This window comes from Nonomuraea sp. IBHARD001, assembly GCF_056106265.1.
This window is the reverse complement of record NZ_JBWBBW010000002.1, coordinates 7,607,895-7,621,178: the sequence shown is the minus strand read 5'-3', so window position 1 is coordinate 7,621,178 and position 13,284 is coordinate 7,607,895. Positions and strand designations below refer to the sequence as shown.

Sequence of the window (13,284 nt, the reverse complement as noted above, 5' to 3'; positions counted from 1 at the left end):
ACCGAGCATGCCGGCCGGTCTGGAAAACTGAACTCTTGTGAACGACTACCTCGGCATCATCGCGATCGTGGTCGTCGTCGCCCTGTTGGCGGCCGGCGGCATGTTCCTCCTGTTCAGGTCCGGGGGCAAGGCTGCGCCACCGCAGGTCGAGCCCAAGGACACCACTCCGCTGCCCGGCGAGCAGCAGCCTCCGCTCAAGGGCGGTGGCGAGCAGGAGGGCGTGACCACCACGGTCCCGCCGCCCGCACCGGCCAAGCCGGCCGAGACGATGATCGTCACGCCGGAGCTGGACGTGCCGCCGCCGTCGGCGGGCCGCATGGTCAGGCTGCGCTCGCGGCTGGCCAGGTCGCAGAGCGCGTTCGGCAAGGGCCTGCTGGAGCTGCTCTCGCGCGACCGGCTCGACGACGACGTGTGGGACGAGATCGAGGAGAGCCTGATCACCGCCGACGTCGGGGTGGCGCCGACGCGTGCGATGGTCGAGGAGCTGCGTACCAAGGTCAAGGTGCTGGGCACGCGGACCCCGCAGGAGGTGCGGGCGCTGCTGCGCGAGCAGTTGCTGGTCCAGATCAACCCCGACCTCGACCGCACGCTGCACGTCGCCAAGCACGGCGAGCGCCCGGCGGTTGTGCTCGTGGTCGGCGTCAACGGCACCGGCAAGACCACGACGACGGGCAAGCTGGCCCGCGTGCTGGTGGGCGACGGCAAGACGGTGGTGCTCGGCGCCGCCGACACCTTCCGCGCGGCGGCTGCCGACCAGTTGCAGACGTGGGGCGACCGGGTCGGCGCCGAGGTCGTGCGCGGCCCCGAGGGCGGCGACCCGGCCTCGGTGGCGTTCGAGGCGGTGGCCAAGGGCATCGGCGAGAAGGCCGACACGGTCATCGTGGACACGGCGGGCAGGCTGCACACCAAGACCGGCCTGATGGACGAGCTCGGCAAGGTCAAGCGCGTCATCGAGAAGAAGGCCACGGTCGACGAGGTGCTGCTGGTGCTCGACGCGACGACCGGTCAGAACGGCATGCGTCAGGCGCAAGTGTTCGCCGAAGTGGTAAATATCACCGGCATCGCACTGACGAAGCTGGACGGCACCGCGAAGGGCGGCATCGTCATCTCGGTTCAGCGTGAGCTGGGGGTGCCGGTGAAGCTGGTCGGACTGGGCGAAGGGCCCGACGACCTGGCGCCGTTCGATCCCGAGGTGTTCGTCGACGCGATTCTGGGTGACTGACCGGGATATCGCCGACTTCACTCTGTATCGGATGTGCACCTGTATTCCGGTGTAATTCGATAAAAGGGGAAATGTCCCTTACCGGTCGAGGGCTTGCCGGGGCGCTGACGCCATGTTGATATTGGTCGGTTTGGTCCGTCCCCCCTGAGGAAGGCAGCATCTCCGATGAAGAAGGTCGTCATCCACAAGCCTGGCACCGTGAAGCTCACCGGGTCGGCCACGCCGAAGCACCACTGACTCAGCCCGGGGCCGGTGCCTTTCCCCGAGGCACCGGCCGTCCGGCCGGCGAAAGGGCCAGCGGGTGATTCACCTCGACGCCGACCGCCGCGGGCGCGGTCCCTATGCCGCAGCCTCGGCGCTGCTCGGCGTGCTCGTGCCAGAGGCCTTGCGACGCGATCCGGGCCTGGTCGCCAGGCATGACATCGAGATCCGCGCGGCGGCTCCCGGTCTTGAGCCGGTCGTGCCCGCGGTCAGGGTGTCGCGGGCCGCCTGCCTGCCTCCGGCCGAGCGCATCCTGGTGCCCGCGCCCCGCCGTACTCTCCGGATCGCCAACGGGCTCGCGGAGTTCGTACGCGATCATCTGGCGGCCAGCGGGCCGAGGCGGATCGTGGTGCGCAATGCGGAGCTGGCGGATCCGACCGATGCCGAGTTCCTCGACGTGCTGGCGCGCCGGGTCGACGGGGCGCTGCTCGGCATCGTGCACGAGGGCGGGCGCGAGCCGGGCCCCGCGGGGCAGCCGCCCGCCGATCTGGTGGAACGGTGCTGGCGTGAGGGCTTCTACCACGCGGTCGCCGAGGTCGGGGGCGCCGAGTTCGAGCGCGCCGACCACGACGCCGACCCGGAGGCGTGGTGGCAGCTCCTGCACCGGACGGCGGGCGCGCTGGCCGCCGTCGAGCGCGAGGAGGAGGCCAAGCGGCTCTACGACCTGGGCCGCAGGACCAGCACGGACCCACGCAACCGGGCCACGGCCGCCTACGCCACCGCGATGCTGCTGGTACGCCACCACGACCCGGCGAAACGGGCGCCCGACGAGGCGCTGGCCTGGATCAACGAGGCCGTGACGATCACCGCCCTGCTGCCCGACCGCCGGATGCGCGCCTTCCACCTGGGCTTCGACCTCAACGGCAAGGCACTCGTCCAGGTGCGCAGGGGCCGCCCGGCCGAGGCGCTCGCCCTGGTCGAGCAGGCGATCGAGCTGGCCGACAACGACCTGGAGCCGGGCGAGCACCCCATTCACCGCCTGGTGCTGCGGGCCAACCGGGCCCAGCTCCTGGCCGCAGGAGGCGACCTGGAGGGCGCCTTACGCGACCTCGACGCGGTGATCGACGCCGACCCGGGCTACCCCGACTACTACATCGACCGGGGCAACCTGCGCCTGCGCCTGGGCCGCAGGAGCGAGGCCGTCGAGGACTACGAGAGCGCGATGCGCGTCGGCCTGCCCTTCCCCGAGCCGTACTACAACAGGGCCGAGGTCCGATTCGCCGAGGGCGACCACGAAGGCGCGCTCGCCGACCTGGACTACGCCATCGAACTCGACCCCGGCTTCACCGACGCCTATGTCAACAGGGCCGGCCTGCTGGTGGCGATCGGCGAGCACCGGCGGGCCAGGCTCGACGCCGAGCGCGACCCCGGCAACCCGTACCTGCTGTGCACGCTGGGGCAGATCGAGGCGGCCGAGGGGCGCAGCGCCGAGGCGGTGTCGGCGTTCAACGCGGCCGTGGCGCTCGACCCCCGGCTGGCGCTCGCCTGGGCGGGCAGGGGGCAACTGGCCTTCGAACTGGGCGACGTCGAGGGGGCGATCGCGGACCTGACCACGGCGGTGGAGCTCGGCGAGACGGTCGAGCTGAGGTTCAACCGGGCGGTGGCCCTGCGAGCGGCGGGCCGGCGCAGGGAGGCGAGGGCCGACCTGCTGCGCGCCGCCGAGCTCGACCCCGGCGACGAGGACGTGAGGCAGGCCCTGAGGCAACGGTGATGGGCGCCGGGTACTGGCTGCTGCTGACCGCCTATCTCGTTTCGTCCGCGGGCAACTGGATCTACCGCCTGACCCTGCCGCTGCTCGTGCTGGAGCTGACCGGCTCGGCCGTCGGCACCGGGTTCGTCTATGTGATGGAGTACCTGCCCTACCTGCTGCTGGCGATGTTCGGCGGGGTGCTGGCCGACCGGTTCGAGCGCAGGCGGGTGCTGGTGGCGGGCGATCTCGTCGCGGCGGCGATCGCGGCGGGGCTCGGGTTCTTCGTCATGGCGGGCGCGCACCCGGTGTGGCTGATCTACGTGCTGACGTTCGCGCTGGCGTGCGTCGATCCGCTGTACCAGCCGTCGCTGCAGAGCCTGGTCCCCGCGCTCGTGCCCGCCGAACGACTCGGGCAGGCCAACGCCAGGCTGCACATCGTGGACTACTCGATCAACATGGCCGGTCCTCTCATCGCCACCGCGCTGGTCACCGCGTTCGGCCACCAGTTCACGATCTTCGTCGACTCCGGCACGTTCCTGCTGTCGGCGCTGCTCGTGCTCGGGGTCAGGGGGGTGGCGCGGGCGCCGGTGCGGGCGGGCCGCTCGGTGGCCGGTGACATCCGGGAGTGCCTGCACCACATGGTCAGGGAGAACCGGGTGCTGCTGACGGCGGCGCTGGTGCCGTTCGGGGTGAATCTGGGGGTGTGGTTGCTGCTGGCGGACCTGGTGTTCTATCTGACCTCCTACCACCACTTCACACCGGGTCAGATCGGCATCGTGTACGGCATGCAGGGCGCGGGAGCCGTGCTGGGGGCGATCGGCGGGGCCTGGCTGCTGCGCAGGTACCCGCCCTACCGGCTGGTCACGCTGGGGCTGGTCTGCGGTGGGCTGTCGATGCTGGCGATGATCCCGGCCAGGGGGCCGTGGTGGATCGGCGCGGCCTGGCTGGGGCAGTTCGCCTCGGCGGGCATCTCGATCGTTGCGATCATGACATTGCGCCAGCGGCTGACGCCCGACCGGCTGCTCGGCCGGGTGCTGGCCACCTCGCGGATGATCGGCTTCGCCTCGATCCCGATCGCGGCGCTGGCCACCGGGCTGCTGGAGACGGCCTGGGGCGACGCCTACCTGCTCATGGCCGTGGCCGGGACGAGCTGGCTCGCGATCGCACTGGCCGCCTCCAGGTCACGGCTTCGCGACGTGCGACTGAACCTCGTAGGCGCCTAGCGGGCTGTGCCTGGTGCCGATCGGCACGACCAGCGGCGTGCCGGCGACCGGGTCGGCGATGACCCTGGCGTCCAGGTCGAACACCTCACGCAGCAGATCCTCGGTCAGCACCTCGTGCGGAGGACCTGCGGCGATCACGCGGCCGTCGCGCATGGCGACCAGGCGGTCGGCGTAGCGTGCGGCCAGGTTCAGGTCGTGCAGGACCATGACGACCGTGCGCCCGGCCTCGTGGTGCAGATGCCTGACCAGTTCGAGCACCTCCACCTGGTGGGCCAGGTCGAGGAACGTGGTGGGTTCGTCGAGCAGGAGCAGGTCGGTGCCCTGGGCCAGCGCCATGGAGATCCAGGCGCGCTGGCGCTGGCCGCCCGACAGCTCGTCCAGCGGGCGGTCGGCCAGGTCGGCGAGCCCGGTCATGGCCAGCGCCCTGCCGACGGCCGACTCGTCGTCGGAGGACCACTGCCGGTACCACGTCTGGTGCGGGTGCCGCCCGCGCGCCACCAGGTCGGCGACCGTCAGGCCCTCCGGCGCCGACGGGGCCTGCGGCAGCACGCCGAGGATCTTGGCCACCTCGCGGGTGGGGATGCTGTCGATGCGCTTGCCGTCCAGCAGGACCTCGCCGCCCGACGGCTTGAGCAGCCGGCCGAGCGCGCGCAGCAGGGTGGACTTGCCGCAGCCGTTCGGTCCGATGATCGTGGTGACGGTCCCGGCCTCGATGCCGAGATCCAGTCCGTCGACGATGAGGCGGTCGCCGTACCCGAGTTTGACGTCGACAGCTTGCAGCCTCATGAGCGGCCCTTTCTACGGATTCGGATGAGCAGGTAGATCAGGTACGGCGCGCCGAGCACGGCGGTGACGATGCCCACCGGCAGCTCGGTCGGCGAGAACAGGGTCCTGGCCACCAGATCGGCCGTGACGGTCAGCAGCGCGCCGACGACGGCCGAGACGACCAGGGGCGGATGGGCGACGCCCGCCAGCCGCAGGGCGATCTGCGGCGAGGCCAGGGCGACGAAGGCGATGGGCCCGGCGGAGGCCGTGGCGACGGCGGCCAGCAGGACGGCGGCCACGATCATGAGCCCGCGTGCCAGGTTCATCCGCACGCCGAGCCCGGCCACGGTGTCGTCGCCGAACCTGAGCGCCCCGAGCGAGCGGGTGCCGAGCAGGGTGAGCGGCACCAGGACGGCCAGTGCGACGGCGACCGGTGTGACGTGCTCCCAGCCTCTGCCGTGCAGCGAGCCGGTGATCCACACCATCGCCTTGGTGGTGTCGTTGACATCGCCCACGGTCAGCAGCCAGTACTTCACATTGGTGAACACGGCCGCCACGCCGATGCCGACCAGGACGAGCCGGTAGCCGTCGAGCCCGTGCCGCCAGGCGAGCGCGTAGACGACGAACGCCCCGAGCAGGCCGCCGAGCAGGGCCAGCAGCGGGATGCCGACCCCGGCGAGCACACCGCTGACCCCGCCTGCCGTACTTCCGCTGAGCACCACGCCCGCGACCACGGTCACGGAGGCGCCGGTGGTCACGCCGAGGATCTCGGGGCTGGCCAGGGGGTTGCGCGCGACCGACTGGGTGATCGCGCCCGCGAGGGCGAGTGCGGCGCCGACCAGGGCGGCCGTCAGCGCCCGGGGCAGGCGCAGCTCCATGACGACGAAGTGGTCGGCGCCTTCGGTGTCGACGACGGCGCGCAGCACCTGGGCCACGCTCATCTCGATGTCGCCGATGCGCATGTTGACGGCCATCAGCACCACCAGCAGCCCGAGACCGGCCAGGCTCACCACGGCGCCGCGCAGGCGCAGCTGCCAGGACAGCCCGGCCAGGCGCAGCGGCAGCACGGCGGTGGAGGTGTTCACAGTCGCACCGGCTTCCTGCGGCGCACGAGTGCGATGAAGAACGGCGCGCCGATGAGGGCGAGCACGACGCCGACCTCCAGCTCGCCCGGCGGCGCGACCACCCGGCCGATGACATCGGCGATCAGCAGCAGACAGGCCCCGACCAGCGCGGAGACGGGCAGCAGCAGGCGGTGGTCGGTCCCGGTGAGCGAGCGGGCCAGATGGGGCACGACCAGGCCGATGAAGGCCAGCGAGCCGCAGGCCGCGACGGTGGCGGCGGTCAGCAGGGTGACGGCGGCGATGCCGACGGCCCGGGTCCTGGCCACGTCCTGGCCGAGCCCTCTGGCGACGTCCTCGCCGAGCGAGAGCGCGTTGAGCCCGGTCGCGTTGACCGCCGCGAGCAGCAGCCCGGCCGCGATGAACGGCAGCAGCTGCACGATCGTGTCGGCCCCTCTGGCGGCGATCGAGCCCGACTGCCAGAACCTGAAGACGTCCATGGCCTGCTCGTCCAGCAGGACGAGTGCCGAGGTGAGCGCGTAGAGGAAGGCGCTGACCGCCGTGCCCGCCAGGGCGAGCGTCACGGGCGTCGGCCCGCCCCTGCCGCCGACCATGCCGAGTGCGAACACCCCCGCGCTGGCCAGCAGCGCCCCGGCCAGGCCGAACCAGATGTGAACGTGCAGGCTGCCGGCCCCGAGCAGCAGGATGCCCGCCACCATCGCGAACGCGGCCCCCTGGGTGACGCCGAGCAGTCCGGGGTCGGCCAGCGGGTTGCGCGTGTGCCCCTGCATGAGCGCGCCAGCGACGCCGAGCGAGATGCCGGCCAGCAGGCCGATGACCGTGCGGGGCACGCGCAGCGAGCGCACGATGATGTCGTGCTCGGTGCCCGAGGGTGCGGTGAGCGCCTGCCAGACGTCGCCGAGCGGCACGGACTTGGCGCCGACGGCCACACTCAGCACGACCGCGACGACCAGTGTCGCGATCAGTGCGGCGATGACGAGGAGGCGGTTGTGCCGTACGCCGTGCGGGCGTGGGACGGCCACCGCTCTACTCACCAGGACTTCCTCCTATTTGCACGCCCAACGAGAAGTATGCCAGGTTAGGCATGGCTAATCTTACTTAGGTAGACCTTAGGAGCAGGTGCATGAAGCTGTCGCGAGCCCTTGCCGTAGCCCTGCTGATCGCGGGGCTCACGGCATGCGGATCGGCCTCGGACTCCTCCGCCGCACAGAACACCGCCGAGCCCGCCGCCGCCTCGATCACGGTGAAGCACGCCATGGGCGAGACCGTGATCCCCGCGCCTCCGAAGCGGGTCGTCGCCCTCGACCAGAGCTTCGTCGACGCCGTCCTCACACTGGAGACCCCGGTGGTCGGCTACACGACCTACCGCTCGATCGACGACAAGCTGCCCGACTACCTGGGCGCCGTCGCGGCGCAGTACGGCAAGCAGGCCACGGTCGTCGGCACGCTGGAGGAGCCGAGCCTGGAGCGGATCATCGCCCTGAAGCCCGACCTGATCGTCTCGGCCAAGGTCAGGCACGAGGCCCTCTACGACAAGCTCTCCAAGATCGCCCCCACGGTGTTCTCCGAGACCACGGGCGCCATCTGGAAGGACAACGTGCGCCTGATGGGCCGGACGCTCGGCAAGCAGGACCTCGCCGAGGCCAAGATCAAGGAGCTGGAGGAGCGCGCGGGCCGGATCGGCGCCTCGATCAAGGAGAAGAACGGCGGCGCGCTGCCCACGATCTCGGTCGTGCGCTTCGCCGGTGAGCCCACCACGCGGCTCTACATGGAGAACTCCTACTCCGGCATCGTGCTGAAGGACGTGGGCTTCCCGCGTCCGGCCGAGCAGCCGAAGAACCCCGACGGCATCGCGGTCGACGTGGCGCAGGAGCGGATCGCCGACTTCGACGCCGACCACATCTTCGTCGCCGCCTATCCCGACCCGGCCACCGACGCGCCCAAGAAGGCCTTCCAGGGCAATCCGCTGTGGGGCAAGCTCAAGGGCGACAAGCACGAGGTGAGCGACCTGACCTGGATGAGCGCCGTGGGCATCCAGGGGGCCAAGGCCATGCTGGACGACGTGGCGAAGATCTTCGGCGTCGACCCCGCCAACGGCTGAGCCGGGCTCTCGGTCCTCGGCGAGGAAGGCGCGCAGGTCGGCTTAGCCGGGCTCTCAGTCCTCGGTGAGGAAGGCGCGCAGGTCGTCCAGGTGCGGGTTCAGGTCCAGGCCGGCCTCGCGCAGCCAGTCCTGGTCGCAGTAGGTGCCCCGGTAGCGCTCGCCGCCGTCGCAGATCAGGGTGACCACGCTGCCGCGCTCGCCCGACGCGCGCATCTGCCTGATGAGGTGGACGGCGGCGGCGACGTTCGTGCCCGTCGAGCCGCCGACGTCACGCCCGGTGACCTCGTGCGTCCAGTGCATGGCCGCGATCGAGCGCGCGTCGGGCACCAGGTACATGCGGTCGATCACCGAGGCCTGGAAGGAGGGCTCGACCCTCGGCCTGCCGATGCCCTCGATGCGCGACCCCGGCGCGCTCGTGGTCTGGTCGCCCGACACCCAGGAGCCGTAGAAGGCCGATCCCTCGGGGTCGGCGACCGCGAGCCTGGTGGCGTAGCGCCGGTAGCGGATGTAGCGCCCTATCGTCGCGGACGTGCCGCCCGTGCCCGCGCCGACCACGACCCAGGCCGGTTCGGGATGCGGCTCCATCGCCATCTGGTTGAAGATCGACTCGGCGATGTTGTTGTTGCCACGCCAGTCGGTGGCCCGCTCGGCGTAGGTGAACTGGTCCATGAAGTGCCCGCCCGTCTCGGCGGCGAGCCGGTGCGACTCCTCGTGGATCGCGGCCGGATCGTCGACCAGATGGCACTTGCCGCCGTAGAACTCGATCAGTGCGATCTTCTCGGGCGAGGTCGACGCGGGCATCACCGCGATGAACGGCAGGCCGATCAGCCGGGCGAAGTACGCCTCGCTGACCGCCGTGGAGCCGCTCGACGCCTCGACGACCGTGGTCGTGGGGCCGATCCAGCCGCCTGCCAGGCCGTACAGGAAGAGGGAGCGGGCCAGGCGGTGCTTGAGTGAACCGGTGGGGTGCACCGATTCGTCTTTGAGGTAGAGGTTGATTCCCCAACGAGGGGGCAGCGGGAAGACGTGAAGGTGAGTGTCACTGCTGCGATTGGCGTCGGCTTCGACGGTGCGGAGGGCTTCGGTCACCCATCGGCGGGCATCGCTGTCGTGACGGTCCACGTATTCCATGGGCCATACGCTACCGCATGTGACTCTGGCCACAGTTCGGACCGAAATGGTGGGAGAGTGTTATGATAATGAGACTTGTCCAGCCGTGGACGTGATTGCGCACGCCGCGAGCACATGGACCGATCGACCCCCTGACCAGGCAGAACCGTTAACGACGCCCTTACAGGGGTGCTGCGAGGATGGGAATGCCGTGATTTCGGCCAAAAGCCGGACAGGCAGCGGGGGATAGCGTCTGAGGGGGAACAGCATGATCACGATGACCGATGAGCAGCGTCAGGAATGGTTCGAGCAGGACGTCATGCCGGTCACCACACAGCTCTACGCCTCCGCCATGCGCCTGACCCGCAACACCGCCGACGCCGAGGACCTCGTGCAGGAGACCGTCGCCAAGGCGTTCACCTCCTACCACCAGTTCCGCGAGGGCACGAACCTGAAGGCCTGGCTGCACCGCATCCTGACCAACAACTTCATCAACGACTACCGCAAGAAGCAGCGCTCGCCGAAGGTGTCGGCCGCCGAGGAGATCGAGGACTGGCAGCTCGCGGCAGCCGAGTCGCACATGTCGACCGGCCTGCGCTCGGCCGAGACCGAGGCGCTCGAGCAGCTGCCCGACAGCGCCGTGATGAACGCGCTCAAGGCCCTGCCCGAGGACTTCCGCGTGGCCGTCTACCTGGCCGATGTCGAGGGATTCGCCTACAAGGAGATCGCCGAGCGCATGGGCACGCCGATCGGCACGGTGATGTCCCGGCTGCACCGCGGCCGCAGGCAGCTGCGCGCGATGCTGGAGGAGTACGCCCGCGAGGAAGGCGCCCTGCGCCTGCCCGTCCAGCGCCAGGCAGCCTGATCCGATAGTCGTTTGCTGGGGCCCCGATTTGCCCGAGCGTCTATGAACGAGGGCCGCTTGCTGGGTAACGTCCTCCCATCGGGGAGCCGAACACCCTTGGCGTCGGGAGCGGCCGATGAGCAGAGCCTTGGCATCACCCGTCATGGTCGGTCGTGACGAGGAGTTACACACACTGATCGACGCCATGACGCATCCACCGGCCGTCGCACTCGTCGAGGGCGAGGCCGGGATCGGCAAGACGACGCTCGTGCGCACCGCGCTCGCCCGCCTCACCGCGGGCGGGCGATCCGTGCTCATGGGCTCGTGTCACCAGATCCGCGAGCCGTTCCCGTACGGGCCGGTGTTCGAGGCGCTGCGCGACCTGGCGGGCCGGCTGCCCGAGCCCGGTGTGCTCAGCCCGGTCGTGGGTGCGCTGAGCGACTACCTGCCCGAGCTGGAGCTGCCGCCCGCGCCCTCGCCGCTGCCCGATCCGCGCTCGGAACGCCACCGCGTCTTCCGTGCCGTACGCGCGCTGCTGGCCGCCGCCGGGCCGGTGATCCTGCTCATCGAGGACCTTCACTGGGCCGACGACGGCACCAAGGACCTGCTGCGCTTCCTGACCGGCAAGCCGTCCGAGGAGCTGGCGCTGGTGGTGACCTACCGGCGCGAGAGCAACGCGCACGGCGGTCTCCCGCTCGGCCACGCCTACCGCCATCCCGCGGGCACCACCAGCGTCGTGCTCACCCTCTCCCCGCTCGGCCCCGACGGCGTGCACGACCTGGCCGACGCCCTGCTCAAGCGTTCCGACCTGTCGGACGACTTCGTCAACAGGCTGCACGAGCGCACCGCGGGCATCCCGCTGGTCGTGGAGGAGGTGCTGCGCTCGCTGCCCGACAGCTACGACCCCGCGGACCCCGACGCCGTCGAGCGCGCCGGAGTGCCCGTACTGCTGCGCGACATCGTCGCCGAGCAGGTCGCAGGCCTTTCCCCCGAAGCCGTCGAGGCCGTCAGGGCCGCCGCCGTGCTCCGCCTGCCCGCCACCGAGCACCTGCTCACCGCCGTCGGCGGCACCCCGGCCGGCCTCGGCGAGGCCCTGCTGGCCGGAGTCCTGTACGAACACCCCAGCACCAAGTACGGCTTCCGCCACTCGCTGGCCCAGCAGGCCGTCTACGACACCATCCCGGGCCCGCAACGCCGCCTCGGCCACGAACGCGCCATGAGCGCCCTGGTCGCCCAGGACTCACTGCTGCTGGTCCAGCTCGCCTTCCACGCCCGCCAGGCCGGTCGCATCGAGGCCTGGCTGGAGTACGGCGGCGCCGCGGCCGACCGGGCCGCGGCCATGGGCGACACGGCCGTGGCCGTCGAACTGCTCGAAGCCCTGCTCGCCGACCCCGACCTGCCCACGCGCGACAGGGGACCGCTGGCGCTGAAGCTCAGCCGGGTGGCCACGATGGGCCTGTCGCACCAGCGCGTCGTGCGCCTGCTGCGCCGCCTGCTCCAGGACGACTTCCTCGCCGCCGACGTGCGGGGCGAGGCCAGGCTCAACCTCGGCCTGCTGCTGTGCAACCAGGCCAACGACGCGGCCTCCGGCAGGCCCGAGCTCATCACCGCCGTGCAGGAGCTGCGCGGCAGGCCCACGCTCGCCGCCAGGGCCTGCGCGGCGCTCGCCATGCCGTGGTGGAGCACCGAGACGCTGGCCGCGCACCGCCGCTGGCTGGAGCTGGCCGAAGACCTCGTCCGCGACTCCGACGACGAACGGCTGGTCGCGGCCGTGCTGACCAACCGGGTCTCCTTCGAGATGCTGATCGGCTCGCCGGTCGCCTTCGACCTGGTCGAGCGCATGCCGTACACGCATCCCGATGCCGGGATCCGCAGGGAGATGGCCAGGGCGTACACCAATCTGTGCGACGCGGCCACCATGCTCGGGCACTTCGGCGACGCCGACAGGTTCCAGCAGGAGGGCATCAGGCTCGCCGCCTCCAGCGGGGCGCCCGTGCACGGCTATCTCATCGACACCTCGGCGCTGTACCGGCACTGGCAGACCGGCCAGTGGCAGGGCCTGCGCGAACGCGCGGTGGCGCTGACGGAGCTCGCGACCGAGGCGCCGCTGATGGCGGCCGACGCCTGGCTGGTGCTCGGGCTGCTCGACCTGGCGACGGGGGAGTGGGACGAGGCGGCCAGGCACCTGATGGCCACCGGCTGCGACGCGCCGTACGAACACTCGCTGCCGTTGCTCATGACCGCATCGAGCGCGCTGATCGAGCTGTACCTGGCGCGCGGCAGGCTGGGTGAGGCGATCGCCGAGGCCGACAGTGCCGTGGCCAGGCTGCGGCACAAGGGCGTGTGGGTGTGGGGCGCGAGCCTGGTGCCCGCCGCCGTCACCGCGCTCACCCAGGCCGGACGGCTGGACCGGGCGGCGGCCCTGGTGGCCGACTTCGCCGACGGGCTCAAGGGCCGCACCGCGCCGACCGCGCTGGCCGCGCTCGACACCGCCCGTGGCACCCTGGCCGCGGCCGACGGCAGGCACGCGGTCGCGGCCGGATGCTTCGCCCGTTCGCGCGCCGCGCACGCCTGCCAGCCGCAGCCGTTCGCGGCGGCCAGGGCGGGCGAGGGCGAGGCCAGGGCGCTGCTGGCACTCGGTCACCCCGGTGCGCCCGCGCTCTTCGCCGAGCTGGCCGAACGCTACGGCGAGCTGGGCGCCACCCATGACGCCGCCCGCTGCCGCAGGGCGCTGCGCGACTCGGGCGCCGATGTGCCGCCCTCCCCTCGCGGGCGCAGGGCGGCGGCCGGTGAGCTGTCGACGCGTGAGCGAGAGGTGGCCAGGCTGGTCTCGCTCGGCCGTACCAACAAGGAGATCGCCGACGTGCTGTTCCTCTCGACGCGGACCGTCGAGACGCACGTGGCGACCGTGTTGCGCAAGCTGGGTGTGCGGTCGAGGACCGAGATCGGGCCGCACGTCTGAGCCGATCGCGGCCGGGTCGTGCAC

At 71.3% G+C, this 13,284-nt stretch carries 10 protein-coding genes; 6 read left to right on the top strand and 4 right to left on the bottom strand.

Annotated elements, in window-relative coordinates; genetic code table 11:
• The first annotated feature begins 37 nt into the window (after positions 1-37).
• From ftsY to ACTWNK_RS36225, 3 genes are all read left to right on the top strand, one after another.
• On the top strand, positions 38-1,222 hold the full coding sequence (gene ftsY, locus ACTWNK_RS36235) for a signal recognition particle-docking protein FtsY (protein WP_474309428.1): 1,185 nt from the start codon (positions 38-40) through the stop codon (positions 1,220-1,222).
• Positions 1,223-1,523: 301 nt separating this feature from the next.
• Complete coding sequence (locus ACTWNK_RS36230; RefSeq protein ID WP_474309427.1) at positions 1,524-3,194, top strand: tetratricopeptide repeat protein; 1,671 nt, start codon at positions 1,524-1,526, stop codon at positions 3,192-3,194.
• Positions 3,194-4,396: an MFS transporter gene (locus tag ACTWNK_RS36225; RefSeq protein ID WP_474309426.1), complete on the top strand. Its 1,203-nt coding sequence runs from the start codon at positions 3,194-3,196 to the stop codon at positions 4,394-4,396. Before ACTWNK_RS36230 ends, ACTWNK_RS36225 begins: the two co-directional genes overlap by 1 nt.
• On the opposite strand, the gene ACTWNK_RS36220 is transcribed toward ACTWNK_RS36225, so the two are convergent.
• Genes ACTWNK_RS36220 through ACTWNK_RS36210 form a run of 3 tightly spaced genes read right to left on the bottom strand, consistent with a single transcriptional unit; the run spans position 4,355 to position 7,277 of the window.
• Positions 4,355-5,182: an ABC transporter ATP-binding protein gene (locus ACTWNK_RS36220; RefSeq protein ID WP_474309425.1), complete on the bottom strand. Its 828-nt coding sequence runs from the start codon at positions 5,180-5,182 to the stop codon at positions 4,355-4,357. The two genes, ACTWNK_RS36225 and ACTWNK_RS36220, sit on opposite strands and share 42 nt — an antisense overlap.
• Positions 5,179-6,246, bottom strand: a complete 1,068-nt coding sequence (locus ACTWNK_RS36215) for a FecCD family ABC transporter permease (RefSeq protein WP_474309424.1) — start codon at positions 6,244-6,246, stop codon at positions 5,179-5,181. Before ACTWNK_RS36215 ends, ACTWNK_RS36220 begins: the two co-directional genes overlap by 4 nt.
• Positions 6,243-7,277, bottom strand: coding sequence for a FecCD family ABC transporter permease (locus ACTWNK_RS36210; RefSeq protein ID WP_474309423.1), 1,035 nt, complete (start codon positions 7,275-7,277; stop codon positions 6,243-6,245). Before ACTWNK_RS36210 ends, ACTWNK_RS36215 begins: the two co-directional genes overlap by 4 nt.
• 89 nt (positions 7,278-7,366) lie before the next feature.
• Between ACTWNK_RS36210 and ACTWNK_RS36205 the strand changes: the two genes are divergently transcribed.
• Complete coding sequence (locus ACTWNK_RS36205; protein WP_474309422.1) at positions 7,367-8,344, top strand: ABC transporter substrate-binding protein; 978 nt, start codon at positions 7,367-7,369, stop codon at positions 8,342-8,344.
• Positions 8,345-8,398: 54 nt separating this feature from the next.
• On the opposite strand, the gene ACTWNK_RS36200 is transcribed toward ACTWNK_RS36205, so the two are convergent.
• Positions 8,399-9,475 (bottom strand): PLP-dependent cysteine synthase family protein, encoded by a 1,077-nt coding sequence (locus ACTWNK_RS36200; RefSeq protein WP_474309421.1) that lies wholly within the window; start codon positions 9,473-9,475, stop codon positions 8,399-8,401.
• Between the two features lie 247 nt (positions 9,476-9,722).
• Here ACTWNK_RS36200 and ACTWNK_RS36195 point away from each other — a divergent pair, with 247 nt between their 5' ends.
• Together ACTWNK_RS36195 and ACTWNK_RS36190 are read left to right on the top strand one after the other, a co-directional pair.
• Positions 9,723-10,319 (top strand): sigma-70 family RNA polymerase sigma factor, encoded by a 597-nt coding sequence (locus tag ACTWNK_RS36195; protein WP_474309420.1) that lies wholly within the window; start codon positions 9,723-9,725, stop codon positions 10,317-10,319.
• A gap of 115 nt (positions 10,320-10,434) precedes the next feature.
• Entirely contained in the window at positions 10,435-13,260 is a 2,826-nt protein-coding gene (locus ACTWNK_RS36190; RefSeq protein WP_474309419.1) for a helix-turn-helix transcriptional regulator, read from the top strand.
• Positions 13,261-13,284 lie beyond the last annotated feature (24 nt).

Coding starts and splice junctions, on each gene's coding strand:
- ACTWNK_RS36225 (WP_474309426.1), top strand. CDS start 3,194: ATGGGCGCCGGGTACTGGCTGCTGCTGACCGCCTATCTCGTTTCGTCC.
- ACTWNK_RS36220 (WP_474309425.1), bottom strand. CDS start 5,182: ATGAGGCTGCAAGCTGTCGACGTCAAACTCGGGTACGGCGACCGCCTC.
- ACTWNK_RS36205 (WP_474309422.1), top strand. CDS start 7,367: ATGAAGCTGTCGCGAGCCCTTGCCGTAGCCCTGCTGATCGCGGGGCTC.
- ACTWNK_RS36200 (WP_474309421.1), bottom strand. CDS start 9,475: ATGGAATACGTGGACCGTCACGACAGCGATGCCCGCCGATGGGTGACC.
- ACTWNK_RS36195 (WP_474309420.1), top strand. CDS start 9,723: ATGATCACGATGACCGATGAGCAGCGTCAGGAATGGTTCGAGCAGGAC.
- ACTWNK_RS36190 (WP_474309419.1), top strand. CDS start 10,435: ATGAGCAGAGCCTTGGCATCACCCGTCATGGTCGGTCGTGACGAGGAG.